Origin of the sequence: Anaerocolumna chitinilytica (assembly GCF_014218355.1) — a bacterium.
Taxonomy (GTDB): Bacteria; Bacillota; Clostridia; order Lachnospirales; family Lachnospiraceae; genus Anaerocolumna; species Anaerocolumna chitinilytica.
In genome coordinates this window covers 5,496,028-5,523,023 of the sequence record NZ_AP023368.1, presented here as the reverse complement: position 1 = coordinate 5,523,023, position 26,996 = coordinate 5,496,028, and the positions used below count along the sequence as shown (strand labels likewise).

Here is a 26,996-nt window from a genome sequence, read left to right as displayed (position 1 = left end):
ATTATGTGCGAAAGGACATGCCTATGAAAAATGTTGTTTTAATTGGAATGCCTTCAGCCGGTAAAAGTACCATTGGAGTTATCCTTGCTAAGGTCTTAGGATATCAATTTCTTGATTCCGACCTATTAATTCAGGAGCAGGAAAGTGAATTATTAAAGGATATCATTGACAAAAGAGGAATAGATGGTTTTCTGGCTATTGAAAATCAGATTAATAGTAAAATAGATACTGTAAATACAGTGATTGCCACAGGTGGAAGTGTTATTTACGGAAAAGAAGCAATGGAGCACCTTCGTGATATCGGAATTGTTGTTTATATTAAATTGTCGCTGAATACGATTACCGATCGTCTGGGGAATATAAAGCAAAGAGGGGTCGTCTTAAGAAAAGGACAGGATCTTAAGATGCTTTATGAGGAGAGATGTCCTCTTTATGAAAAATATGCACATGTTACAGTGAATGGGGAACAGTTAAACACAGAGGAGCTTATGGAGAAGATAGCGGAGGAAATCCGCAGCTTTATCAAAAAGCCGCTCTAGGATTACAGAAAATGTGAAAAGTTATTTACAAACCTTAATGTTATGGTATAATCAAGAAGGTTTATGAGAGCTTAGTTATTTTCGAATGAATACAAATGAATGAATTTAATATAGAACAAAATGATGAAACCTCTTTGCTTATAGCATAAGGGAAAGAGGTTTTAGTTTTATGTGGAAGTAAGCTGATAAGAGGTGTGTGATGGAACAATATATAATAAAAGGCGGTAGGGCCTTACAGGGAGAGGTCACTATTGGCGGCGCAAAAAATGCGGCACTTGGAATCATATGTGCGGCTATTATGACGGATGAACCGGTGGTTATCGGCAATTTACCGGATATCGGTGATATTAATGTACTTTTACAGGCCATTGAAGAAATCGGCGCGAAAGTGGAAAGAATAGATGAGCATACAGTTAGGGTAGATGGAAAATACATTGATTCCGAAATCGGAATTGATTATGATTTTATACGTAAAATCAGGGCTTCTTATTATCTTTTAGGAGCACTTTTAGGAAAGTATAAAAAAGCTCAGGTTGCATTACCCGGTGGCTGTAATATCGGCAGCAGGCCGATAGATCAGCACATCAAAGGTCTTGAAGCATTAGGAGCCGTTGTAAAAATTGAACATGGAATGATAAAAGCTAAAGCCGATGCCTTAAAAGGAAATCATATTTATCTGGATTGCGCCAGTGTTGGAGCTACCATCAATATCATGCTTGCAGCCTGTCTTTCGGAAGGAGTTACCATTATAGAAAACTCTGCGAAGGAGCCACATGTAGTAGATGTTGCGAACTTCCTGAACAGTATGGGTGCTAATATAAAAGGTACCGGAACGGACGTTATCCGTATTAAAGGTGTTGAAAAATTAAACGGCACAGATTATACAATCATTCCCGACCAGATTGAAGCCGGAACCTTTATGTTTGCGGCTGCAGCTACCAGGGGAGATGTTCTGATTAAAAATGTTATACCGAAGCATCTGGAAGCATTAACTGCCAAACTCATAGAAATCGGGGTGCAGGTAGAAGAATATGATGATGCCATTCGGGTAAATGCAAAGGGAACCCTTGGGCATACCCATGTCAAGACTTTGCCTTATCCTGGGTTTCCGACAGATATGCAGCCACAGATAGCAGCAGTGCTTGTTACTTCCGAAGGAACCAGTATCGTAACCGAGACACTATTTGAGAATCGACTTCGCTACGTAGATGAGCTTTCCAGAATGGGAGCAAATATCAAGGTGGAAGGGAATACCGCGGTTATTGTAGGAGTTAAGAACCTTACCGGAGCTATTGTCAGTGCACCCGACTTAAGAGCCGGAGCTGCCCTTGTAATAGCAGGGCTTACAGCTACGGGCTTTACTCTTGTAGAACAGGTTGAATATATTGAAAGAGGCTACGAGAACTTTGAAAAAAAGATGCAGGGACTAGGCGCTATTATGGCCAAAGTAGATGAGGAAGACGAAAAGGCTATCCAGAAGTTTAAACTTAAGGTAAGCTAATCAGATAATGATAGAGAAAAAGCCGGCAATATGAACTGCTCTATAAGTAGGATATGAATATCTAACTTATAGGACAATTCATTTTACCGGCTTTTATATGTTTTATTTACATTCACGACATATTATTATAGAACTATATATGAATTGTGTTATACATATATATGATAAATGCAACAGGTTATAAAATGGCTATAAATGGGTCACTGCAACCTATTATAAGATGGCTTCCACAGTCAGATCTCTTTCTTTTGATAAATCAACAAAGCTTGAATCAAGCTGAATCACAGGCTTTGACAGGGCATGCTGATTAATCAGACGAATTTCTCCTTCTCTGCCGTTACTTAAACGAACACGGTTACCAACATAGGCCTGTACTATCTTTTCCAAAAAGATCAGTATGTATGTGGGATCGTATTTCTGGAGTCCTTCCGATTCAAACACCGAGATTGCTTCAAAAGGGCTAAGGGCAGGGCGGTACACTCTGGAGGAAGTCATAGCATCGTATACATCAAGGATTCCGATAATCTTGGCAAAAGGCTCAATCTGATCACCTTTCGTTCTATAGGGATACCCGCTGCCGTCACATCTTTCGTGATGCATCAGGGCTACATTTGCAATTCTGGGGTCCAGGCCTTTATTCTTTAGAACATTATAGCCTTGAATGGTATGAGTTTTTATTGCTACATAGTCACTGGGAGATAATTTTTCCTGTTTGTTGATTAATTCTCCGGGAAGGGAGAGTTTACCAATATCATGGAGTAAGCCTGCCAGTGCTAGAGTTTCCAGTTCGCTTTTGGGAAGCTTAAGCCATTGTCCGAATACAGTCGCCAATAGAGATACATTCATACAATGGACATAGGTTATATCATCATATTCACGCATACAGTGAAGCATATCAAATACATGTAATCCATTTCTGCTTTTTTGCATCAGGTCGGAGGTATGCGCTAGAAGATTATCCACATCGATAGGTTCATTCTTGTCTGTCAATTTGTTTAATTGATTCTTAAAAGAATCCACTTTTTTGGTGAATTCGGAATGAAATTCCTTGAACTCAGCACTTTGGCGAACTTTTTCAGAATAACTTGATTCTTTCACCGGTACTTGTGGTTCATCTGTGTCAAGGACAATATTGAATTCGCTAACAGAATTAAATTTCAATCTTGTAATTATACGGTCAGTTAATTCTACTCCTTTGGATATTACCAATTGATTGTTTGAATTATAGACATCATCTGCTACTACTAAACCGGGCTTTGCCTGCCTTATGGATATTCTTTGTTTACTCACACTAATACGCTCCTATCCGCGTCTTTATCCGGCGCATATGGCTGCAGATGTTAAGGCATCTGTCAATACCAATATATAGCTTAAGTATAGAAAAAACACCGAAAGATGTCAATAAAAAAATGCTTGACAAAAGCTGACTAATACTATATTCTCATTTACGTAACATAAAATTTTATAAATTATTTCTCTTATTCAGAGTGACGGAGAGTAAAGGCTCTATGAAGTCACGGCAACCCCCTTTGCGGAAGGTGCCAACCTGAGCGAGTAATCGAACAATAAGAGGATTTGATGTATTTTTCAAGTCCACTTAGCAGGACTTTTTTTATTGCATAAAATAATCCTTGCAAAGGTTTTGCACAAGAGATAGGAAGAGAAGTAACCACACTTTTCATTGAACGCGTGCCGCAGGCTGTTTGCAGGCTGGCAGGCACAGATTGGAGATGACATGAACAAATTATTATTTACTTCAGAATCAGTTACAGAAGGGCATCCCGATAAAATATGCGATCAGGTATCGGATGCGGTATTAGATGCTATGCTAGAACAGGACCCTATGAGCCGTGTCGCTTGTGAAACAGCGATAACAACAGGACTTGTACTGGTAATGGGAGAGATCACTACAAAGGGCTATGTTGACATTCAGAAAATCGTACGTGATACCATTCGTGAGATTGGATATGACAGGTCTGAGTATGGCTTTGATGCAAATACTTGCGGTGTTATGGTTGCTCTGGATGAACAGTCACCGGATATTGCCATGGGCGTTAATAAGGCACTGGAAGCCAAGGAACACACGATGTCCGAAGATGAGATAGAGGCAATCGGTGCGGGAGACCAGGGTATGATGTTTGGCTTTGCCAGCAATGAGACGGAAGAATACCTTCCTTATCCCATATCTCTGGCCCACAAATTAACCAGACAGCTTACCAAAGTTCGTAAAGACGGCACACTGCCTTATTTAAGACCCGATGGAAAGTCCCAGGTTACAGTGGAGTACAATGAAGAAGGAAAACCCATACATCTGAATGCAGTAGTTCTATCTACTCAGCATGATCCCGATGTTACCCAGGAACAGATACATGCAGATATCAAAAAGTATGTCTTTGAGGAAGTTCTTCCCACAGAGCTCTTAGATGACAAGACAAAGTTCTTTATTAATCCCACCGGACGTTTTGTAATCGGCGGACCCAACGGAGACAGCGGACTTACAGGCCGTAAGATAATTGTTGATACCTACGGCGGATATGCACGTCACGGCGGCGGTGCTTTCTCCGGTAAGGATTGCACAAAGGTAGACCGTTCAGCAGCTTATGCAGCCCGCTATGTAGCAAAGAATATTGTGGCAGCAGGCCTTGCAGATAAATGCGAAATCCAGTTATCCTATGCTATCGGTGTGGCACAGCCTACATCTATCATGGTGGATACCTTCGGAACAAGCAGCTTAAGCTCAGAACAAATAGTTGAAATCATCAGAGAGAACTTTGACCTTCGTCCTGCAGGAATTATCAAGATGCTTGATCTTAGACGTCCTATCTATAAGCAGACAGCAGCTTACGGACACTTTGGCAGAAATGACCTTGATTTACCTTGGGAAAAGACAGATAAAGTGGAATTACTGAAGAAATATTTATAAATACCGGCAATAACGGCAGGAGGCACAAAGCATTAGCTTAAAGTGCCTCCTTTTTTTGTTTATGAGGCAAAGAATTAATCAGAAAACCCTATAAGTTCATAAAATATTTAGAAAGCTCATAGTTATTTTCGGTGTAGAACTATCAGGCATATGGTATAATACGAATAGAAACAATGGAATAATTTGATAGGAGGTCATTACCTTGAAATTAAAGAGCAGGCTTTTTACAGCCTTTCTTATTATAACTACAATACCTCTTATGCTGGTTTGCCTTGCCTTAAGCATTATTATCGGGTATCAGAATAATGCAATAAAGCAAACCTATGATGTTAAGACGAATTCAATCACCGCTATTTCTAATCCGGTACAGCTATTAAGCCGTTTGACCCGGGGTGTATATAATGAAATTGTTCTGACAGCACAAAAGGATCCGGAAAAGTTCGGGGATGAAGAATATATCAGCTATCTTCAAAAAGAATTAAAAGGAAAGTACTCCTACATTGCCGTTCGAAAGGACGACGACTTTATTTATGCCGGTGATACGGACAGGTTCGATAGAATAATAACAAGTATGCCTGCATTTGGAGAACACACGGGAAATGCAGAAGGCGGGTTATATGTTGACGGTAAATACCCGCTTTTATTAAAGCAGCAGGATTTTTATTTCGCAGATGGGTCAAAGGGAAGTATATTTATTATTACAGAGCTTGATACCCTCATTCCTCAGTTTAAAGCTTCCGCTATTCAGCTCCTGTTATCTCTGGTATCTATTGTTATCCTTACGGCTTCCGTATTGATACTATGGATATACCGAAGTATAATTATTCCTATTAATACACTTCATGCTGCTACCAATGCTATGAAGGAAGGGAATCTGGATTATTCTATTGAAGGTGACCCGGAGGATGAGATTGGAAGACTTTGTGTGGACTTTGAAGAAATGAGAATCCGATTGAAGGAATTGATTGATGTCAGGCTTCGCTACGAACAGGAGATGCAGGAATTAATCAGCAATATTTCTCATGATTTAAGAACTCCGATAACGGCAATAAAAGGCTATGCGGAGGGTATTATGGATGGTGTCGCAGACACCAGGGAAAAACAGGAGAAATATATAAAGACTATTTATACTAAGGCCAATGATTTATCCTCACTGGTAGATGAACTTTCTTTTTACTCCAAGATTGACTGCAATACCATGCCTTATACTTTTTCCTGTATTAATTTGGGTAATTATTTTGAAGACTGTCTGGGAGAGATTACTCTCGATCTTGAAGTTAAAAATATTGAAGTAGAGTACCATAATGAAACGGATCCGAGTACGATTGTCAATGCAGATGCAGAGCAATTAAAGCGCGTAATCAGCAACATCGTCGGAAATTCCGTAAAATATATGGGAAAGAAGCAGGGACGTATTAGCATACGGATTATGGAGGGTTCAAGTTTTAACAGAGCGGAAGAAGTTGTGATCAGCATAGAAGATAACGGACCGGGAATTGCAGAAAAGGATATACCTTTTATATTCGAAAGATTTTACCGGGCAGATGCTTCCAGGAATTCTACCAAGGGAGGTACCGGTCTTGGACTTGCTATTGTAAAGAAGATTATAGAGGACCATATGGGAACTATATGGGCCGAAAGTGAAGAAGATAAAGGAACTACCATTTATTTCACATTAAGAAAGTGCAGGGAGGATGTCTAGGATGAGCAGAATACTGATAGTGGAAGATGAGATGGCAATTGCAGAGCTGGAGAAGGATTACTTAGAGCTTAGCGGCTTTGAGGTGGAGATTGAAAACTCCGGAGACCAGGGGCTTACAAGAGCCTTAAAGGAAGAATTTGACCTGATAATATTAGATCTTATGCTTCCCGGTATGGATGGGTTTGAGATATGCAAGAATATCCGAAGCGAAAAAAACATTCCTATTCTTATGGTTTCTGCTAAGAAAGAGGATATTGATAAGATCAGAGGACTCGGCATGGGTGCAGATGATTATATTACTAAACCCTTTAGTCCAAGCGAACTGGTGGCAAGGGTAAAAGCACATCTTGCCCGCTATGAACGGTTGATCGGTGACAGCGCCAGGGAAAACGAAGTTATTGAAATCAGAGGCCTGAAGATTGACAAAACAGCCAGAAGAGTATACGTTAATAATGAGGAAAAGAGCTTTACTACGAAAGAATTTGACCTTCTTACATTTCTTGCGGAGAACCCTAACAGGGTTTATACCAAAGAGGAGCTATTCCAGAAGATATGGGACATGGATTCCATAGGAGATATTGCCACGGTTACCGTGCATATCAAAAAAATCAGGGAGAAGATTGAGTTCAACACTTCAAAACCTCAGTATATTGAAACCATATGGGGCGTGGGATATCGTTTTAAGGTGTAGTAGAGTTCGGGGCATTTATTTGGTACAGAATAATATTAGATTGTTATGTCTATATTAGAAAAATGAAAAGGAGAGGCGAAAATGGAGACGAGGATTGCGTTAGTTGGTATTATTGTTGAAAATCTGGAGCAGGTAGAGGAGGTCAACCATATTCTTCATGATTTCGGAAAGTTCATCATCGGCAGAATGGGGCTTCCAATCAGAGACCAGCAGATGAACATTATCAGCATTGTAGTTGAGGCTGACAATAACACCATTAATTCCTTATCAGGAAAGCTTGGTATGTTAGAGGGAATAAGTGCAAAAACAGTTTATTCCAAAGCGGGGGCACCTCAAAACGAAGATGTCTTAGGGCTGTAATACGTTACTCTGACGGGCTTTACTTGTGGCATATAGCGTGTTATAATGTTAACCATTAAACTTTTAAGACAAGCTTTTGGAAACAATAGGAGGACACTATGCATATCACAATAACAGGAAATCTGGGAAGCGGCAAATCTACAATCTGTAAGATATTGGAGGACAAGTACGGCTTTGAGATTTATTCCACAGGGAAGGTTCAGCGGGAGCTGGCGAGACAAATGAACATGACGACCCTTGAGATGAACCAGTTAATGTGCAGTGACCATAAATACGATAACATGATAGATGACACAACCGCCAGAATCTCCAGAGAAAATCCGGATAAGAATATTATTTTTGACTCCAGGCTGGCCTGGCATTTTGTAGAAAAATCTTTTAAAGTATTTCTTGCCGTGGATTTAAATGTTGCCGCAGAAAGAGTTATGAATGACAACAGAGGAACAGAAGAGCAGTATTCTTCCTTAGAGGAAGCAAAAGAAAAGCTTTATATGAGAGCACAGACAGAGAATGTACGTTACAAAGATATTTATAATTTGGAATACTTTGATTATTCCAATTATAATCTGGTTGTAGAGAGCACATACTCCTCTCCGGAGCTTATTGCTTCAACAATCATGAAAGAAGCAAAAGATTATTATGCTCTGGTAGCTGACAATCATGGTCAGATGGTACAGACAACCAGAGTATTGTTATCTCCGAAATCTTTATACAAAGACGAAATCGGAAATGAAGAAGCAGATATCTTAAAGGATAAGATTTCAGTTTATGAAAAGGCAAAAGAACGCTGGGATGCTAATCTTGTGGATGCTAACCTTCCGGAGGTTAAAATCATTGCAGAAAAGAACGGAGATAGTTATAAAATCTTAAGCGGATTAGAGGATGTAAAGGCTGCGAGAGAAGCCGGTATTCCATTTTTGTTTACAACCTTAAATAATCAATAAAGCCAATCTTTTGAAATTGATGAAATAATCACCTAACATACAAATAAGGTTTTGGAAGATAATAAAAACAGAGGTATTTAATCAATACCTCTGTTTTTATTTTTATTTCTTTGGTTCTATTCCTTAAATTAATTTTATCGGACAATATTTATGGAGCACAGAAAGGAGGCAGCTATTATGTTTAAGGTAAATAAAAAAGTAAAGATATTAGGGGTTGTTATTCTTACGGTTACAGGAGTGTATATCGGATTGGAATATGTGCTGCCTCTGTTTGCTCCCTTTATTATTGCATATCTAATAGCTGCGGCGCTTCTGCCCCTTGTGAGGTTTCTAAATCAAAAACTAAGGCTACCAAAGCTGTTAGGGGCAATCTTGTCATTGTGTTTACTAAGTGCTCTAGTCGGTTTTATCGTCTATTATGTATGTGATATGCTGTTACAGCAGGTGGTAGCATTACTAAAGAATTTCCCGATCTATTTAGCTGTTTTGACCGGTTATATCGATTCTCTTTGTTCCGGATGCGATAAAGTACTGGGTATAAAGCTTGGTACAGTGCAGAATTTTATTTATACCAATTTTGATGGGGTATTGATCGTTATTAAGAATAAGATAATGCCGGTGATTACCACAAGAAGTATAAATCTTCTGATTGGAATGGTAGGTTTTATTGGTATTCTCCTAATTATGCTGGTTAGCATCTTACTGCTGATTAAGGATGAGGAACAGTATAAAGAAGGGGTAAGAAATTCTTACTTCTATAAAGATATTCAGATAGTCACCTCAAAACTATCCCATATGGGAAAAGCATATCTGAAAACCCAGGGTATTATGTTACTGTTTATCTCTCTTATCTGTACCCTTTCCATGTTTTTGATTCATAATAAATACGCTCTTTTAGTCGGGATTGGTATCGGAGTAGTTGATGCCTTTCCTATACTCGGCAGCGGTATGATATTAGTACCGTGGGCAATTATCAGCCTGTTTCAGAAAGACGTCTATTCGGCAGCTATTATCCTGACAGCATATGTTAGCTGCATGCTTTTACGAAATACAGTAGAGCCGCGGCTATTTGGAAACCGTATAGGTATTAAGCCGGTTTATACTATGATGGCAATGTATGTAGGAGTTAAGGTATTCGGTTTATTTGGCTTTCTCCTTGGGCCTGTGGGTCTGGTTATGATAGTAACCATCATAAAAGAAGCTGTAAACCGGATCGATGGACGTAAAGTACCGGAAGTAACGCCAGATAATCAGGAGTAAAAAAATAGATTGACAAAGACCTGGAGGTGGCATAAAATCAATATACAAAGCAATGATAAGGAATAGTATATAATATTTGTCCTCCCAGAGAGAGAATAGATTGGTGAGAGATTCTCAGGATAAACTTATAGAACCTACCTTGGAGCACTGTATGAAAGTATGGCGTAGAACCGGCGTTAACGGTGTCAAAGTGAACTGGGAACAGTTAATTAGGGTGGTACCGCCGAGGTCTTTCGGTCCCTTGTGGAGGAAGGACTTTTTTTATTGCCTTTTTACAGCAGCTTAAGTAATGTCGCTTCCTCCTATTACCTTTATTAATAAAACCTGTGTGAAGGAGATATGATTTCACACAAGATCTGAAAGGAGAAACCGTTATGGCGAAAGAAAAGAAGCTGGTGGAAGCAATTACCTCCATGGAAGAGGATTTTGCCCAGTGGTACACAGATGTAGTTAAAAAAGCGGAATTGATCGATTATTCCAGCGTAAGAGGGTGCATGATTTTAAGACCCGGCGGCTATGCTATCTGGGAAAATATCCAAAGAGAATTGGACAGAAGATTTAAAGAAACTGGGGTAGAGAATGTTTATATGCCTATGTTTATACCGGAAAGCCTGCTGCAAAAAGAAAAGGACCATGTAGAAGGATTTGCTCCGGAGGTTGCCTGGGTAACACATGGAGGGTTGGAACCCCTGCAGGAGAGAATGTGTGTTAGACCTACCTCTGAAACACTTTTCTGTGACCACTATTCTAATATTATACAATCCTACAGAGATTTGCCCAAGGTATATAACCAGTGGTGTTCTGTTGTACGTTGGGAGAAGACTACAAGACCTTTCCTGCGTTCCGTAGAATTCCTGTGGCAGGAAGGACACACAGCCCATGCTACAGCGGAAGAAGCAGAGGAGAGAACAATCCAGATGCTGAATCTTTACGCTGACTTCTGTGAAGAAGTACTTGCAATACCAATGATTAGAGGTAAGAAAACCGACAAAGAGAAGTTTGCCGGTGCAAAAGACACATATACCATAGAAGCTTTAATGCACGACGGTAAAGCACTTCAGTCCGGAACCAGCCATAACTTCGGAGACGGCTTTGCTCATGCTTTTGATATCCAGTATACGGATAAAGATAATAAACTCCAATATGTTCATCAGACATCATGGGGTATGACCACCAGACTTATCGGTGCTGTTATTATGGTGCACGGTGACAACAGCGGTCTCGTACTGCCTCCCAGAGTAGCACCTACTCAGGTAATGATTGTTCCTATCGCACAGCATAAAGAAGGAGTTCTTGAAAAAGCTGCAGAACTTAAGAATAAATTGGGTGCCTTCCGCGTAAAAGTAGATGATACCGATAAGAGTCCCGGCTGGAAATTCAGTGAGCAGGAGATGAGAGGAATCCCCATCCGAATTGAGATTGGACCGAAAGATATCGAAGAAAATCAGGCAGTTATCGTACGCCGTGACACCAGAGAAAAGCTGGTAGTATCATTAGACAGCCTGGAAGAAAAGGTAGGAGAAGTTCTTGAAACCATGCAGAAAGAAATGCTTGAGAGAGCCAGAGTCCACAGAGATTCCCATACTTATCAGGCTGGTAACTTTGAAGAGCTAAAGGAAGAAGTTGCTACAAAACCCGGCTTTGTAAAAGCAATGTGGTGCGGTGACCAGGCATGTGAAGATAAGATAAAGGAAGAGACCGGTGCTACTTCCAGATGTATGCCCTTTAAGCAGGAAGAAATCACAGATACTTGCGTATGCTGCGGTAAGAAAGCAAAAGCTATGGTTTATTGGGGCAAAGCTTATTAATAAGCACTGAATACTAAAGGCAATATGTAGTGAAACAGGATAATATGTTTTAAAACGGAAATGAGGCAAGGTATAAAACCTTGCCTCATCTTTTGGAGGGGAGTTAAAAGGGGTTAATCTATCGAAATTTTTAGGAATAAGCTTAAGCTCCAAATACCTTAAAACGTTCTTCCAGTGGTACAAAAGATTTCTCACCGGGAGCGGCGGTAGGTTTACCAAAAGGCATCTGGCCGATTAATTTGTAGGAAGCAGGAAGATTCCATTCCTTCTTAACAGCTTCCTCAATCAGTTCGTTGTAGTGCTGGAGGGAGGCACCGAGTCCTTCATCTTCCAATGCAGTCCATACGACAAGCTGTAACATACCATTTGATTGCTGAGCCCATACAGGGAAGTTATCTTTGTATAGGGAGTATTCTTTTTGCAGATATTCTACAATACCGTTATCATCAAAGTAGAGGACAGTTCCATGTCCTGCCTTAAAGGATGCAATCTTTTCCTCTGTGGAAGCGAAGCTCTCTGCAGGAACAATTTTTCTTAAGGCTTCCAGAGCGATATCCCAAAGCTTATCGTGTTCGCTTCCGAATAATAATACAACCTTGCTGCTCTGAGAATTGAAAGCGGAAGGAGAATGCTTTACGGCAAGCCCTACAATTTCTTGAATTCTTTCATCGGATATGGGTGATTCTTTACTAAATGCATATACAGTACGTCTGTTTTCAATTGCTTCTAAAAAATTCTTCATGGTAAATCCTCCTGATTTAATATAATAATATTGTGTTTAAAAATGTATTTTGCTATACCCTGTCAGTCTAAGATTTTATAAGCCTGATAGTTTTGTTAGAATTTCTCTTAAGGTTTTTTTCTCTGCTTCTGGCAGCTTATCAAAGATTGTATTAATATTATCCAGATAACGGGGAATCAGATCATCCATCAGGGCTTTTCCTTTATCGCTTATTCGAATAAGCTTTACTCTCTTATCCTGAGGATCTACTGATTGCTGTACCAATCCATCCTTTGCCAGATTATCAATAACAACTGTCATGTTGCCGCCGGTAGCAAGTATCTTCTCAATGATGTCGCTAATTCTTAAATCTCCAAGATCTCGGAGGACTTCCAGAACTTCGAACTGGGAGGCGGTAAGTCCGCTATCCTTAATAACACTGAGCTCTTTCTTATGAACACTTTGGCTGCATCGGTTCAATATCCGCAGGGTCTGCATATTCAATTCGGTTTGTGTATTTAATAATGATTTATTTTCCATGGCTCTAATATACTACTAACTAGTAATAATGTCAATAGGGTAAAATTAAATTTTATAAAATATATTTTCGATAAATTAATTATAAATAAAATGAATGCTAGCCATAAGGATATGTACTGTTATGAAGATAGTACAAGCAGTAGTTGACTACTTGGATAGTATAAGTATAATAGATATTATTCCATATAAAAGTAAGCAGAAAAATTACTTTGTATCTAAATGATATGAGATAAAAAGGAGGAGATATGAAAAAACGTATATATATAATTGGGTTAATTGCATTAACAGTCGTAATAATTGTTACATGTATAAAGTTTGTAGCAAAATACAATGAAACAAAAGATGGTGTATGCGCGTTTTATGGAAAAGACGATGAATGGATGGCAACCTATACATCTATTAAGATAAACGGAACAAATCATGATTCACTCTATTTTGAGTATATTGGATATGACGGAAAAAAAGATTATATCGATAAGATCTCTTATACATTGCAAGATAAGAATTTTAATATACCACAATTTGAAACAATAGATTTTAAGAATAGTTACGATGTACATACCTTAATAACAGATGCCAACGAGTCATTAATGGATGTAAGAAAGCAATATGAATTAAAGTTAACGATTAAGTCACTAAAAGGCGCTCATTATCTGGTATTAAAGAGGGTAGGAGTCCATTATTACAGTGCAGAGCAGGATGAAGACGAGTAAGTCACTTCCAGCATATCGCTATCCAAAAGTTCCCGTATGATAAGCATGCTCCTACCCCCCTTTACATGTCATTACTTAAGTACCCTTCGTAGTATGTCATTTTCTCTTAGAAGCATTTTAGCTTTCAGACGATTCTCTTCCACATGGATAAAGGTATGTCTGTTTACTTTAATAGATGGTGCAAAATCAATTGCCTCTTCAAAATCATCAGCCTTCATACCCAATGTTTCAACGTAATCAAAAAAGCCTGTTTCGCTTAGGAATTTCTCTATTCTCTCATACCGGTGCTCTTGGACTAAACTCATCAGATAGGTGGCAACGCCAACTTGGATTCCGTGGAGCTGAGGAAAAGCTACAACTTTATCGAGGGCATGGGAGATGAGATGTTCACTTCCGCTGGCAGGTGCGCTGCTGCCGGCTATTTCCATGGAGATTCCGCTCATAGTCAGAGAGTCCACCATTTCCTTTAAGAAATACTTTTCGGTAATATCGGTATAAGGCATACGTACAATACTGTTGACGGACTTTCGGGCAAGCATTGCAGCAAAATCGTCTACCTTCGCTTTGTGATTATGCTCTTCAAAATACCAGTCATAAATAGCAGTAATCTTTGATACGATATCACCCAGACCGGAGTATATAAATTTTGCCGGGGCATTTTTTATAACATCAAGATCGACGATTAATCCAAAGGGCATGGCTGCTTGTACGGATGTTCTCTTCCCGTCTATAATCAGCGAACACCCTGAACTGGAGAAGCCGTCATTAGAGGTGGAAGTAGGAATACTTATAAAATGTACATTATTGAGAAAAGCAATGTATTTGGAAGCATCTAATACCTTACCGCCTCCGACGCCTATAATAGCATCAATATTTTTGGGAAGGGTAAAGGCTATTGATATCAGGCTTTCCAGGCGGATATCATCATAATCATAAGTATTCAGCAGGTTGAGGGAGGGCTTTTTTTGAATAGAATCCAGGATAACTTCTCCGAAGAGATCCCTTATTCCCTCACCAAAAAAAACTGCAACATTCGAGATTCCGGCCCTCTCAATATAGGAACCCACATGTACAAGTCTGTTACTGTCGACCTCCATAATAGTTGGTATTTCTATTCTGTGCATGGATATACCCATAATAACTCCTTTCGTGAATACCTAATCATTCATTGTATATTGGTAAAGCATAATTGAAAAAGTCTGAGCTTTCAACCTGTTCTCTTATAAATGTATAATTAATTTTAATCATTTGCAAGACATTATTAGTATTGACATTCATTATTTTTTATAACGATTTTAGCTGCCGTGTTTAAGAAAGGTATTGCTTATAGTTAAATATTTACTGTATAATAATACCATGGATTTGGAGTGCAGTATAGTCTTATGAGGAGGAGTTTCATGACATCTGATAATAAAATTGATATTATCATACCGGATAAATATTTTAAAAATCCAATGGAAGAACCGATTATCGGATTTATTAAGTATTTAAGAGAGCAAGGAAAAGTCTGTGAGTTTCTTGGATTTAATGGGAAGCCGGATAGGCCACTTGGGACTGTGTTTTCATCCTGGTATAATGATTATGTTGTGATAATCGATGGGATAAAATATTATGGGGGTGTGGGCGGAAACCCTGATCCCAATTACTATGCAAACTTTTTTGTTGTTAATGACGAAGAGCATGATTATATTGAAAATTATCTGGAAAAAAGGACGAATCAGATCTTAGTTGCACTTGGAGATAGAAGCTAATTACTTTTTGCTGCTGGTTACGATGGATAGTGTTTTCAAGAAAAACTGCTTGACAATTATAGATGAAACGAATAATATATGCATATACATATAATATGAATTCCAAAATATAATTGAATGAAAAAGAGAACAAGAGCAGGAACTCAACCTATGTATATCAATGGATTATACAATAAATATCTATTAAAGGAGCGACTAAATGAGAACATTATTTGATACCACTGAACTATCAGGTATGCGGATGAAAAACAGAATAATCCGCTCGGCAACCCATGACGGAAGAGCAGATGAAAAAGGACATACCACACAAAAGTTGCTTCAACTCTATGAAAACCTTGCAAAAGGCGGAGTTGGCACTATTATAACCGGATTAACAAATGTTACAGATGCAGAAAAGTTAGTTCCTGGTCAAATGGGAATTTATGACGACTCTTTTATTGAAGAATATAAGAATTTGACTGATATTATCCATAGCTATGATACAAATATCATAGTACAGCTTGTGTGCAACGGGGCACAGAATAAAAGTACCTTAGAGGGTGAATTATGGGGTCCAAGTGAAGTAACTGATCTGGTATATCAGACAGTACCAAAAGAAATGACCATAGAAGATATTCATAAGATGGAGGAGGCTTTTGCCAATGGAGCCGCTAGAGCAAAAAAGGCAGGGTTTGACGGAGTGCAAATCCATGTTGCTCATGGATATCTTCTGAGCAGATTTCTTACCCCTTATTACAATCGAAGAACCGATGAATACGGCGGTACCATAGAAAACAGAGCAAGAGCTGTAGTGGAAACCATACAGCGGGTAAGAGCAGTAGTAGGAGAAGAATATCCGGTGCTTGTGAAAGTCAATTGTGATGACTTCATGGAAGGCGGGCTTACCTTTGAAGATTGCAGACATGTCTGTAAAATGCTGCAGGATACCGGGGTAACAGCGATTGAAATCAGCGGCGGTATTCCATCAGCGAGGGTGAATGAGGGGACTATTAGAAAAATCACTCCTGAAACGGAATCCTATTTCAAACAGTATGCTGCACAAATTGCAGAAGAAATTGATATTCCGGTTATATTAGTAGGCGGAAACCGGGATTTTACCAAGATAGAAGAGGTAATAGCAAAAACGAACATAGAATATATATCCCTTTGCCGGCCATTTATACGAGAGCCGGAGCTGGTTAACCGCTGGTTGAGCGGAGATAGGACACCGGCAAAGTGTATATCCTGTTCGAAGTGCTTCGGAAAAGAGACAAATTGTATCTTTAACAACTAAGATAAATACCAAAGAGTCAGCTTTTCCCGATAGGTAATCAGCAAAGTTTTGGGCCTGGTTCATATAGGTAAGTTAATAATAATATGTTTTATAAGAATAGGTAAGTTTATAAGAAAGATGCTCGCAGTTTCACTAAGTGAGCATCTTTTTATATGGAGCGGTTTCATTATTTGGCTAAATACCACTGTTTTTATGCAGAATAGCATACAGGGGTTGATTTGGTTTCAGCTTCCTATTAAAATATAGTCATAAAGAGATACCATTTGAAAGAAACTCCATAATGAAAAGGATAAGGGATATGCTAAGTCAATATCGAATCGCCATATGCGATGATGAAATCTATTATCAGGATGAACTGAGCAATTTGTTAAAGACCTATGAAAATGAAAGCGGAAACAAGCTGGATATATGCAGATTCAGCAGCGGAGAAAAATTGCTGTCTCAGTATGAGGAAACCATTTTTCATATCCTGGTGCTGGACATTGAAATGGGTGGGTTATCCGGTATGGAGACCGCTAGAGAGATTAGAAAAAAGGACGAGGATGTCATAATCATATTTGCAACCAGCTTTGATAATTATGCGCTGGGGGCTTTTGAGGTAAATGCTCTTAATTACCTGGTAAAGCCGGTGGATTATACAAAGCTTAAGAAAGTTATGTCCCTTGCTACGGCAGCCATTGACTTTAAGAGAGACCAAATCAGTGCCAGAAAGAGATATCTGGAAGTTAAAATTAAAAACACAGATGTATACATCGAAATAACGAAGATAAAATATATAGAAAAGAAACGCAATACAAGTATTATCCGCACCGGAGATAATGAATATGCCTGCTATGAGACACTGTCCCAATTATACGAGAAATTGGACGTTAATAAATTCTGCTATGTTCACCAAGGTTATATTGTGAACTTTGACATGATACAGGAAGTCGGTAAGAACACCATAGTCTTAGCAGACTACATAGAAGTACCGGTCAGCAGAAAGTATTATAAGGACATCAAGGAACGATTTATGAATAGGATATATGTAAAGCTCCAGGAGCAGACATTCTAATAATTAGGAAGCATAATTCTGACCGTAAAGATGGAATTATCATAGGTATAATGGAAGTCACCGCCGTACCTTTCGCATACATCAGAGACGTTTAATAGCCCTACCCCATGAAATTCGCTATCTTTTTTAGAGGTTACCAGGCGTCCGTTCTTCTTCATAGGACTTGCCAGATAGGGGTTTTCACACTGGATAACAAGATAGGTATCTGCCTGTGTGATGGAAACGGCTAGGTATTTACCTGCCCTCACCTCTTCCTGTGCTTCAATGGCATTATCCAGTATATTGCCAAGTATTATCGTAAAATCCATATCTGTTAATTTATATATTTTCTCAAAGGCAGCGGTATAAGTAAACCCTATGCCTTTTCTTTCACACTCTACTTTTTTTGATTGAAGAATAGCAGAGACAGTAGCATTATTCGTAATAATCAAATCTCCGGCAGATTTCGTAACAGCTGTAATCCTTTCCAGATAGGAAAGAGCCTCTGTATAATCCTTTTGCTCCAAGCGCCCTGCAATAATATTCAGATGATTTTTAAAGTCATGTCGAAGAGACACCAGTTGCTTGGATTTCTCACTTAGTTCTTCATAATAACTCTGTGCAAGTTCATATTTTTGCTGCTGTAATTGTTTCAGGGCTGCTTCCTGAAGAGAGTCAACGATTTTTTCGTAGATGGATAGGATTAGTACAATCATTAGAATATTTATTAGGAAAATGATTGTAACAATATTCTCCAATGCTTCTTTTGAAGAGTTTAAAGTATAGATATAGATTATAAAAGTACTTAATACAAAAATAATTAATCCTAAGATTAGATAAACATACCTCTTATAGGGATTGTTAACTGGTTGGTGCTTCAGCTTTTTATGATGCAGATAGAAGCAGGATATTATATAAGCCAGAGTATTAACTATGATTCCTTTAAGGTTTTGATAAAAATTATTATCAAACAAGCCAATCAGGCCTGATAAAAAATCCATAAAAAAAGATATTACGATAAAAGCAATTCCAGATAAACCATAAAAAATGAGAAAAAACTTGAGTACAAAGAGAAGGCCTTTTTTAAATTCTGTAATGTAAAAAAGGTTGATGTACAATAAATAACTTACAAACAGCAAAGTAGTAAAGATAACGGTATCGATTGATAGAATGCTTAGTAAGATTTGTACCGGGATATAAAAATACAGCCGTTTTATATACAGTTTATCTGATTGAGAACGTGTCAGAAAATAATCACAGTATTTATCTAAAACTAACAAAGCCAATAAATTATAAGTAATATCAATGCTTACAGAAACAAAATTACTATTCATAAAATATCTCCTAAGTAACATAAGAACTATCATCGAGTTTCGATGTATAGTTCTATTTTATCACAAACCTATTGTTATTTTAATCCTAATTAGAAAAAAATGTTTATCACCAGTCTTTCTGATAACATACCAAATAGCATGGTTTATTTACCGAATAGCACGGCTATATTGTTGATGTGATAAAAAAGTGGTAGATTCGACTTAAAAGGAGGTAGAAAGATGAATAAGAAAAAAGTAAATATTGAGATGAACGATAATTTATGTGAACTTAAAGTAGATGAATTAGAAAAAACCGTGGGGGGAGATGCCTTTTTTAAAGTCATTGTTACAAATGTATGCCAGGAATTTAAAGATATTTTTAAATACTTTGATAAATAATACATATGCAGACTGTAACCAATTACCACGGTGTTTTTACCAAATAGCACATCTGCATTGTACATACTCCTAAAAAGTGGTAAATTTTTGTCAGTGAATAAAGCTAAAAAGTAAAAATAGGTTGGAATGTATACGAATTATAAACAGCATTTCTTGCCATTAACAAAAGAGGAATCTATGTTTCGTAAATACTACTGTATCAAACAACATGATATGACAGATTGCGGTGCAGCCTGTCTGGCGACCATCTCAAAACAGTATGGTTTTAAAACATCCATTACAAGGATAAGAGAAGTTGCCGGTACAGATAAGCAGGGAACCAACGCTTATGGTGTAATAAAAGCAGCAGAGCAGCTCGGCTTTAGTGCGAAAGGGGTAAAAGGTGATAAGAATGCCCTTTTTTCCGAGTTCCCGCTGCCTTGTATTGCCCATGTGGTAGTGGATGGTACCCTGCTTCATTATGTCGTGATACATAAAATAACAGCCAAAGAAATTATACTTGCGGACCCGGGTAAAGGAATCGTCAAATTAACGCCGGGAGAATTTATGGGCGAAGGAGCGGCAGAGGGAAAGGCACCCCACTATCAATGGACGGGAATCCTTATTCTTATGGTACCCGGACAGAATTTTGAAAAGGGAGATGAGACCCAGGGGTTGTTTGAACGCTTCTTATATCTGCTTTTGCCGCAAAAGCGTCTTTTATGCCATGTGTTTATTGCATCTCTTTTAATAACGGCCATGGGGATACTAGGTTCCTTTTATTTTAAAGTGCTATTGGATGATGTGTTATCGGCAGGATTGGTTAAAACCCTTCATATATTGTCAATCGGAGTAATTTTATTAAATCTGTTTAAGGTGGTTTTATCGGCTTTTCGTTCTCATTTGATGTTGTATTTGAGTCAGAAGCTTGATATTGCACTGCTGCTTGGGTACTACAGACATGTATTGAAGCTTCCCATGAATTTTTTCGGAACCAGAAAAGTGGGAGAGATAATCTCCCGATTTAACGATGCCTCCAAGGTAAGAGATGCCATATCAGGGGCTACCCTTACCATTATGATAGATACTCTGATGGCAGTAGCCGGAGGAGTAATACTGTATATGCAGAATGCCTATATGTTTGGCGTAACTGCTATCGTGATTGTCTTATACTTCATAATAGTTTTGAGTTTTAATAGATGGTATAAGAAGTTAAACCAGGCCCAGATGGAAGACAATGCACAGCTGACCTCCTACATGGTCGAATCCTTAAACGGTATTCAGACAGTGAAAGCCTACAATGCTGAGAGAAAAGTAGAACTGGAAACAGAAAAGAAGTTCATAAGGCTTCTAAAAAGTGTATTCCGGCTCAGTTGGGTAAGTAATCTCCAAGGTTCTCTCGTAGGTTTCACCGAATTAACCGGCGGCATTGTCATTCTGTGGGTGGGTGGCTACCAGGTTATCAAAGGAAATATCTCTATCGGGCAGCTAATAGCCTTTAATTCTCTTTTGGCGTATTTTCTTGACCCGGTGAAAAATCTAATAAATTTACAGCCCCAGATGCAGACAGCTGTGGTTGCAGCAGACAGACTTGGTGAAATACTTGACCTGGAACCGGAAAGAACAGAAGGTGAAAATAAGAAGATAAGTCCGTTGAATTTAAAAGGGGATATAGAATTTAAGAATATTACTTTTCGTTATGGAACCAGAAGACCGGTTCTGGAGGGAGTTCAGATATGTATAAGACAAGGAGAGAAGATAGCACTGGTGGGGGAGAGCGGTTCCGGTAAGACAACACTATCGAAATTATTATTAAATCTCTATCAAGTGGAAACTGGTGAGATTTTAATTAACGGCTATAACATCAAGGATATTCAGATGGAAGCCTTGAGGGAGAGAATAGCCTATATACCCCAGGAAACCTTTCTTTTCAGCGGAAGTATTATGGATAATCTGACGCTGGGATTGGAGAATGTTACAACAGAAGAGGTAATGGAAGCCTCCAAGAAGGCACAGGCCCATGATTTTATAAACGAGCTGCCTTTAAGGTATGAAACGAGACTGGAGGAGAACGGCTCCAATTTATCGGGAGGACAGAGGCAGCGCCTTACCATAGCTAGGGCAATTTTAAAAAAGCCGGATATATTAATACTTGATGAAGCTACCAGTAATCTGGATTCTATTACAGAGAGAGCAATTGAGAATACAATTGAAGACTACAGCAAGGATATGACGACGATAATTATAGCCCACAGGTTAAGTACGATTAGAAGGTGCGACAGGATTTATGTAATGGAGAAGGGCAAGGTCATTGAGGACGGAAGTCATCAGGGACTGCTGGATAGAGAAGGGCAGTATGCATTGCTTTGGAGGCAGCAGGTAGGTTGATTAAATCATAAGGAGAAAACATATTGAAATATTATTGAATAAGATTGTCTAATTGAGGCTTTAATGATAATTGATAATATGAATAAAAAACAGATTGTAAGTCATAACATACATCCAAGGCCTATAAAAAGACTAGAAAGAATAAATAAAATAAAAGTATAGTATCATATCTCTCTATTACTTTGAAATATACGTTCACCTTTTATATTTATGTTATAAGACCTTAAGTAGGGAGGATGATATATGATGGAAACAGATAAAGAGAGTAAAGTAGCCTTTTTTAATAAACCATTAAAAATATACGCTTTTATAAGCTTATTTATGACTACTGTAGTTTCGGGAATTTTTACAATTTTCAACATAGGCGAAGAAATAACTTTATATTACTACAGTTTTTATACAATATACAATATTTTTTTTATAGTCTTGGTAATAATTAGAATTCCTTATTATAGAAAAGAAAAAAATGGACATAGCAATACTTGAAGAGTTATTATGTTTATGTAATGCTCATCTTGCCTTGAAAGATATTCAATTTTATGATTGATTGGAGGAAGGGATGATTAATTTAAAAAAAGCTTTTTCCGACGGGTATCTGATTTTTTTTATCGGAATGTTGGTGACGACAATATGTATTCCATCTGATAACATTTATGTAAATATAATCATTGCTCCAATTGGGCTTGTCCTTTTAATTTTATCTGGTGTAATTATGGTTAAAAATTATATAAAGGATAAGAAATCCAATTAAACTTATGAATCGCAGGACAAACATAGTTCTGACAATCACAATAAGAAAAGCGTATTGCCACAGAAGGAAATGAATGAAAAGGGATAAAATTGCAGAGCTATTTAAAACGAAATCGGCCGTATACTTAATTTTATTAGGAATCGGCTTTGGCTTAAGTATTACGATGTCCTTGAACATACTATATATAATAAACGCACATATGCTGACTGCGTATGCTGAAAAAATTTCTAAAATAACAGAAGGGGGTAGCTTTTGGGGAAGAGCAGCCTTTATATGTCTTGTTGGGCCTGCTATTGAAGAATTGCTTTACAGGGGAGTTTTATTCCGGGTCTTAAAACGATTTTTGCCATACATATGGGCATGTTTAGTACAGGCAGTCATATTTGGAATATCCCATTATAATCCGATCCAGTCTATTTATACTTTCGCTCTTGGATTAATTCTGGGCTACGTTTATTATAAATATCAAACAGTCATTGCGCCTATTTTTGTACATATAGGATACAATATAAGCGGTTTTCTTTTTCCTCAGTTTTTAACAATATATGTAATTTCGAGAATAAAGAATACAGTGATATTACTTTTGATAACAGTCTCTGTTTTACTCATTGGCATATTTCTTTTCAGGAGATATTTTTATAAGGTTAAGAACTCCATACCACAATTTAGAAACTACATAGAAATGCAAATTGACTAGAATAAGAAGCCATCATGAATTTACCGAGAAGGACATAAATGGAGTCATTATAAAAGTCTTGAGGAGGTATTAAGCATGAATATTGATACATTTAAAAAGGTTTCTCTTTATTACTTTGAAATATTGGGTACTATATTTACTTTCTATATCATCCTTTTGCTTATATTTAGTAAACAAAAACCTCATATTATAGAACTATGTATCATATTGCTTATTCTGTTTATCACATGTTTGGGAATGGGAGGAATTGGCTCATATTTAGCAAAGCAAGAATCGGTTTTGTATACCAGTTTAGATAGAGCAAAGACAATAGAGATGGTTTCAAACATATTAAATAAAGCAGGTTATAGTTGTGGAGATAAAACAACAGATAAAAGTAGTGGAGAATTTATTTATACATCAACATCTCGAAATACGAAGTTTTATGGTAATGTCAGCGTTTTCATGCACAAGGATGCCATTGAGATAAAAGCTCCAAGAATACTTTATTTGAAATATCTAAATAAAATGAAATAACGTAATGTACAGAAAAGCAATGTTCAAACATTATCGTTTTTTCACTCTTGGTAGTTTTCAACAGATTTGATAATTACAAATGGTATGGAATTAGATTGGAGCCATAATGAATTCACAGGAAAAGATAAATATGGAATCAATAAAAAAGAGCTCTATATGGTTTTTTGCGGTTATAATAATCGATAGTTTATTCACCATGTATGTGAAGACTGGTATAGCTGCTATTATTACTGTTTTGCTATATTCCACATTGATATATATTCTGCATAAAGAACATACGAAAATACAGTTAAATAGCAAGCGCAAATATTCCTTTAAACAGATTACATATATGATATTCTTTACCTGCATGATTTTAGTTTGTTATAGTATTTCCGAAGAAAACTTGTTATCATTTTTGTTTCCAGGTCATAGCTCCCAGTACCACTTTAAGGGGATAGAGATAGTTTCAGCCGTAATTTTTGCACCTATTTCAGAGGAATTATTATTCAGAGGTATTCTTCTGAAACAACTTAACAGAAAATACTCCTTTCTAGTCGCCAATATGATTCAGGCTATTATATTTGGAGTTTTGCATTTTGATATATATGCTTTTATTTTTCTTACGTTCTTTGCCTTTATTTTGGGAATTGTTTATAAAGAATTCAATATTTATTGTTGTATGCTAATGCATTCACTCAATAATCTGCTGGTGGTTCTGGAGGTATATTATAAGTTTAATATAGTTAACTATAGTGTTATCGGACAGTTTCTGTTGGGCTTCACATTTTTAGCAGTAACAATAGGTTTTCTACTGATTATTACGAAATATCCCAAGGCGAAACGAAAAAAAATCAATATGAAACAGAAAGGCGTATAATACATATTACACGTTAGGTTAATCTTATGAAAAAGCTTATGAGATATCAGGTATTATCCATCGTATCATGCATTTTCTTAGCAGTTGGACTTATAATCAATACAATAGAAAAAACCTCCGGTCTAACTAAACTACTGCCTATACCGCAGGTATGTTATGGCGTTGCCTTTATTCTGCAGTTGCTCACTTTTTTCATCATCAGAAGAAAGAGAGAAGTATTTGAGGGTAAGGCTGCCGAAAATAGAACAGCTAAATTTATGGCTATCATATCAGCCGTTATTTTTATTATTCTGGCTATTGTCTTCATCCTTTCTCTATAAAATAGATATCAATTCTGCCAATCACCACGCATTTCTTACCAAATAGCACATTCATATTGTCTGGCGTCTAAGAAAATGTTAAATTCCTCATATAGTTATGCGCTCAATAACACAAAAGCAGAAAGAGTTTACCAATGAAACCAATTATACTGAATTTAAATGAAATGTCAGACAGCAGGGAAGTGTACGAGTCAAAGCCAAATATATTTCTTTCCCTGTTTGTTTATCTTGTGCTTGGAATTTTTGTCATTGCACTTATCTGGATGTATTTTGGCAGGATAGACGTTGTTGTGAAGTCTGAAGGGATTCTGCGCCCCAATAATCAGGTGGCAACAGTTGTAAATAATTTTGCCGGAACGATTAAGAAGGTTAATATTCAGGATGGACAGAAGGTAACAAAGGGAGACATCCTTTATGTTATCGAACATGAAGACCTGTTAAAGCAAAAGACTTACTATGAAGCACAACTGACAGAACTTACAAAGGAGATCGACAATCTGCAGACCTATAAGAAGTCTGTTGAAGATGGCAAGAATTATTTCCCTAAGAGCGAAGAAGAATACTACTTAAAATACCGTAGTTTTTACATAAATTATATCATATCTGAAAAGGATGTCGATTATAAAGAAAAAGCGAGACATCTGAATCAAGTCTCTATCAAGAAGCAGATAGCAAGTGAAAAGGAACGGCTGCATAATCTTGAGAAGCTTGAAGAAGCAGTTAACACGGAGAAAAATCCCTTCTTGAATTCAGGCAGTGAGAAGGAATACTACGACCTCTATACCAAGTATCTGAGTGATTATAAAACCCTGGTTCAAAAATATGACAGTGCCAAATTAGAGATACAGTTATCGACCACTGCAGAGGGTGTGGTGGACTCTCTGGATTATTATTCCGAGAGAAAGCATGGCTTAAATCTATTGATGCAAAGTATAGAACAGGGGAAAGACCTGTTTACAGACAGCAGCAGCTACAGTCTGCAGTACGATGAATATCAGAGTAAGCAGGAAGAACTGAGTGCCGGTTATAAACAGGCAAAAGAGGACTATGAGATTAATAAAGCTCTTGAGGGGCTTGCAGTTACTGAATGGGAGGTTGAACAATCAGAAACCAAGGTTCAGGATGCAAGGAGAGCAATTGATGCATATAAGACCTCCTGTTTAAAGGACATTAAAAACAGCATCACTGAAACAGAGAAAAGTATAGAGGAACTAAAACTGTCAAAGAAAAGCACTTTGACGAAGGGAGCGCTTCTCTCTAAGAATGAAGAGGAAAGAGGAAACGCTTTACTCAATTTTAGACTAAATTATCTGGTGGATCTGCGAAGTAAAATTACTGCTTTAAAGGATAGCACCTTATCACTTACCGATAATCTAAACAATCTGAAATTGGAAAATGACAAGTCCCTACGGACGGGAGCAAACAAAAAGACAGATGCCTCTTTGGAAGAATATATAAACACAGAGATTAGTACTACCCTTAATAATATAAAAGAAGACGTAGATAAAAAAGATGAGCTTACAGCAGCCATTGAAAAACTTGATTTTCAGATAAAGGAAGCTACTGTAAAAGCAGCAAGGTCCGGAGTTGCGAACAGTAGTGTGGAGCTGGTAAAAGGTGATACCCTGAATGCTGGTGTTACAGTTATGACGATTATGCCGGATAATGAGAGCAGCTATAAGGCTAATATTTATGTCAGCAATAAGGATATTGGTAAACTAAAGGAAGGAATGCGGGTAAAATTTAATGTCTATGCCCTGCCCAACAGTGAATATGGCTACCTAAACGGTAGAATAACAAAGATATCCAAGGACCTTAAAGTAGATGAGAAGAATGGGGGAGGCTATTATTTGGTAGAAGCCTCGATTCATGAAAAATCTCTGTATGATTCCAAAGGAAAAGAGTTATCTTTGAAAGCAGGTATGTCCTGTCAGGCGCAGATGATAACAGAAAATAAACGTATTCTTAAGTTTGTACTGGAAAAGATGAACTTCCTAAAGGATTAGGGGAATAAA

The 26,996-nt window shown here is 37.6% G+C and carries 27 protein-coding genes, 1 riboswitch and 1 other annotated feature; of the genes, 22 read left to right on the top strand and 5 right to left on the bottom strand.

The window, feature by feature from the left end; genetic code table 11:
* Nucleotides 1-17 precede the first annotated feature (17 nt).
* A complete protein-coding gene (locus tag bsdcttw_RS24415) occupies nt 18-539 on the top strand; it encodes a shikimate kinase (protein ID WP_185259949.1) in 522 nt (173 codons plus the stop codon).
* A gap of 199 nt (nt 540-738) precedes the next feature.
* Nucleotides 739-2,040: a UDP-N-acetylglucosamine 1-carboxyvinyltransferase gene (locus bsdcttw_RS24410; RefSeq protein WP_185257355.1), complete on the top strand. Its 1,302-nt coding sequence runs from the start codon at nt 739-741 to the stop codon at nt 2,038-2,040.
* Nucleotides 2,041-2,253: 213 nt separating this feature from the next.
* Here the strand turns inward: bsdcttw_RS24410 and bsdcttw_RS24405 are convergent, their stop codons facing one another.
* Nucleotides 2,254-3,330: an HD-GYP domain-containing protein gene (locus tag bsdcttw_RS24405; RefSeq protein ID WP_185257354.1), complete on the bottom strand. Its 1,077-nt coding sequence runs from the start codon at nt 3,328-3,330 to the stop codon at nt 2,254-2,256.
* A 185-nt stretch (nt 3,331-3,515) separates the two neighbouring features.
* Nucleotides 3,516-3,612, top strand: a riboswitch (SAM riboswitch).
* 163 nt (nt 3,613-3,775) lie between these two features.
* Between bsdcttw_RS24405 and metK the strand changes: the two genes are divergently transcribed.
* The 7 genes from metK (at nt 3,776) to proS (ending at nt 11,728) form a co-directional block, all read left to right on the top strand.
* Nucleotides 3,776-4,963 carry a methionine adenosyltransferase gene (gene metK / locus bsdcttw_RS24400; protein WP_185257353.1) on the top strand — a complete coding sequence of 396 codons (1,188 nt, stop codon included), beginning with the start codon at nt 3,776-3,778 and terminating at the stop codon, nt 4,961-4,963.
* A 202-nt stretch (nt 4,964-5,165) separates the two neighbouring features.
* Nucleotides 5,166-6,665, top strand: a complete 1,500-nt coding sequence (locus bsdcttw_RS24395) for a sensor histidine kinase (protein ID WP_185257352.1) — start codon at nt 5,166-5,168, stop codon at nt 6,663-6,665.
* 1 nt (nt 6,666) lies between these two features.
* Entirely contained in the window at nt 6,667-7,356 is a 690-nt protein-coding gene (locus tag bsdcttw_RS24390; protein ID WP_185257351.1) for a response regulator transcription factor, read from the top strand.
* 81 nt (nt 7,357-7,437) lie between these two features.
* Complete coding sequence (locus tag bsdcttw_RS24385) at nt 7,438-7,716, top strand: TM1266 family iron-only hydrogenase system putative regulator (protein WP_185257350.1); 279 nt, start codon at nt 7,438-7,440, stop codon at nt 7,714-7,716.
* A gap of 98 nt (nt 7,717-7,814) precedes the next feature.
* Nucleotides 7,815-8,660, top strand: coding sequence for a cytidylate kinase family protein (locus bsdcttw_RS24380; RefSeq protein WP_185257349.1), 846 nt, complete (start codon nt 7,815-7,817; stop codon nt 8,658-8,660).
* Nucleotides 8,661-8,837: 177 nt separating this feature from the next.
* Nucleotides 8,838-9,920: an AI-2E family transporter gene (locus tag bsdcttw_RS24375; RefSeq protein ID WP_185257348.1), complete on the top strand. Its 1,083-nt coding sequence runs from the start codon at nt 8,838-8,840 to the stop codon at nt 9,918-9,920.
* Between the two features lie 43 nt (nt 9,921-9,963).
* Nucleotides 9,964-10,165 (top strand) — a binding site (T-box leader).
* A 129-nt stretch (nt 10,166-10,294) separates the two neighbouring features.
* Nucleotides 10,295-11,728: a proline--tRNA ligase gene (proS, locus tag bsdcttw_RS24370; protein WP_185257347.1), complete on the top strand. Its 1,434-nt coding sequence runs from the start codon at nt 10,295-10,297 to the stop codon at nt 11,726-11,728.
* 142 nt (nt 11,729-11,870) lie between these two features.
* On the opposite strand, the gene bsdcttw_RS24365 is transcribed toward proS, so the two are convergent.
* Complete coding sequence (locus bsdcttw_RS24365) at nt 11,871-12,470, bottom strand: nitroreductase family protein (protein WP_185257346.1); 600 nt, start codon at nt 12,468-12,470, stop codon at nt 11,871-11,873.
* 75 nt (nt 12,471-12,545) lie between these two features.
* Nucleotides 12,546-12,989 carry a MarR family winged helix-turn-helix transcriptional regulator gene (locus bsdcttw_RS24360; RefSeq protein WP_225903746.1) on the bottom strand — a complete coding sequence of 148 codons (444 nt, stop codon included), beginning with the start codon at nt 12,987-12,989 and terminating at the stop codon, nt 12,546-12,548.
* A 245-nt stretch (nt 12,990-13,234) separates the two neighbouring features.
* Here bsdcttw_RS24360 and bsdcttw_RS24355 point away from each other — a divergent pair, with 245 nt between their 5' ends.
* Nucleotides 13,235-13,702 (top strand): hypothetical protein, encoded by a 468-nt coding sequence (locus tag bsdcttw_RS24355; protein WP_185257345.1) that lies wholly within the window; start codon nt 13,235-13,237, stop codon nt 13,700-13,702.
* Nucleotides 13,703-13,773: 71 nt separating this feature from the next.
* Here the strand turns inward: bsdcttw_RS24355 and bsdcttw_RS24350 are convergent, their stop codons facing one another.
* Nucleotides 13,774-14,838: an iron-containing alcohol dehydrogenase family protein gene (locus bsdcttw_RS24350; protein WP_185257344.1), complete on the bottom strand. Its 1,065-nt coding sequence runs from the start codon at nt 14,836-14,838 to the stop codon at nt 13,774-13,776.
* Between the two features lie 261 nt (nt 14,839-15,099).
* Here bsdcttw_RS24350 and bsdcttw_RS24345 point away from each other — a divergent pair, with 261 nt between their 5' ends.
* The 3 genes from bsdcttw_RS24345 to bsdcttw_RS24335 all read left to right on the top strand — a co-directional run bounded on the left by bsdcttw_RS24345 (nt 15,100) and on the right by bsdcttw_RS24335 (nt 17,780).
* A complete protein-coding gene (locus bsdcttw_RS24345; protein WP_185257343.1) occupies nt 15,100-15,453 on the top strand; it encodes a hypothetical protein in 354 nt (117 codons plus the stop codon).
* A 199-nt stretch (nt 15,454-15,652) separates the two neighbouring features.
* The gene (locus bsdcttw_RS24340; protein WP_185257342.1) at nt 15,653-16,726 is read left to right on the top strand and encodes an NADH:flavin oxidoreductase; all 1,074 of its coding nucleotides are present in this window, start codon (nt 15,653-15,655) and stop codon (nt 16,724-16,726) included.
* A gap of 280 nt (nt 16,727-17,006) precedes the next feature.
* Nucleotides 17,007-17,780: a LytR/AlgR family response regulator transcription factor gene (locus bsdcttw_RS24335; RefSeq protein WP_185257341.1), complete on the top strand. Its 774-nt coding sequence runs from the start codon at nt 17,007-17,009 to the stop codon at nt 17,778-17,780.
* Here bsdcttw_RS24335 and bsdcttw_RS24330 read toward each other — a convergent pair.
* A complete protein-coding gene (locus bsdcttw_RS24330; RefSeq protein WP_185257340.1) occupies nt 17,777-19,093 on the bottom strand; it encodes a sensor histidine kinase in 1,317 nt (438 codons plus the stop codon). The two genes, bsdcttw_RS24335 and bsdcttw_RS24330, sit on opposite strands and share 4 nt — an antisense overlap.
* A gap of 219 nt (nt 19,094-19,312) precedes the next feature.
* Here bsdcttw_RS24330 and bsdcttw_RS24325 point away from each other — a divergent pair, with 219 nt between their 5' ends.
* From bsdcttw_RS24325 to bsdcttw_RS24285, 9 genes are all read left to right on the top strand, one after another.
* The gene (locus bsdcttw_RS24325) at nt 19,313-19,471 is read left to right on the top strand and encodes a hypothetical protein (protein ID WP_185257339.1); all 159 of its coding nucleotides are present in this window, start codon (nt 19,313-19,315) and stop codon (nt 19,469-19,471) included.
* Between the two features lie 177 nt (nt 19,472-19,648).
* On the top strand, nt 19,649-21,838 hold the full coding sequence (locus bsdcttw_RS24320; protein WP_185257338.1) for a peptidase domain-containing ABC transporter: 2,190 nt from the start codon (nt 19,649-19,651) through the stop codon (nt 21,836-21,838).
* A gap of 243 nt (nt 21,839-22,081) precedes the next feature.
* On the top strand, nt 22,082-22,324 hold the full coding sequence (locus bsdcttw_RS24315) for a hypothetical protein (protein WP_185257337.1): 243 nt from the start codon (nt 22,082-22,084) through the stop codon (nt 22,322-22,324).
* 73 nt (nt 22,325-22,397) lie between these two features.
* Nucleotides 22,398-22,589 (top strand): hypothetical protein, encoded by a 192-nt coding sequence (locus bsdcttw_RS24310; RefSeq protein ID WP_185257336.1) that lies wholly within the window; start codon nt 22,398-22,400, stop codon nt 22,587-22,589.
* Between the two features lie 73 nt (nt 22,590-22,662).
* Nucleotides 22,663-23,286: a CPBP family intramembrane glutamic endopeptidase gene (locus tag bsdcttw_RS24305; RefSeq protein ID WP_185257335.1), complete on the top strand. Its 624-nt coding sequence runs from the start codon at nt 22,663-22,665 to the stop codon at nt 23,284-23,286.
* A gap of 75 nt (nt 23,287-23,361) precedes the next feature.
* Nucleotides 23,362-23,802: a hypothetical protein gene (locus tag bsdcttw_RS24300; protein WP_185257334.1), complete on the top strand. Its 441-nt coding sequence runs from the start codon at nt 23,362-23,364 to the stop codon at nt 23,800-23,802.
* A gap of 130 nt (nt 23,803-23,932) precedes the next feature.
* On the top strand, nt 23,933-24,661 hold the full coding sequence (locus bsdcttw_RS24295; protein WP_185257333.1) for a CPBP family intramembrane glutamic endopeptidase: 729 nt from the start codon (nt 23,933-23,935) through the stop codon (nt 24,659-24,661).
* Nucleotides 24,662-24,687: 26 nt separating this feature from the next.
* The gene (locus bsdcttw_RS24290; protein WP_185257332.1) at nt 24,688-24,981 is read left to right on the top strand and encodes a hypothetical protein; all 294 of its coding nucleotides are present in this window, start codon (nt 24,688-24,690) and stop codon (nt 24,979-24,981) included.
* Between the two features lie 134 nt (nt 24,982-25,115).
* Nucleotides 25,116-26,987, top strand: coding sequence for an HlyD family efflux transporter periplasmic adaptor subunit (locus tag bsdcttw_RS24285; protein ID WP_185257331.1), 1,872 nt, complete (start codon nt 25,116-25,118; stop codon nt 26,985-26,987).
* Nucleotides 26,988-26,996: the final 9 nt, after the last annotated feature.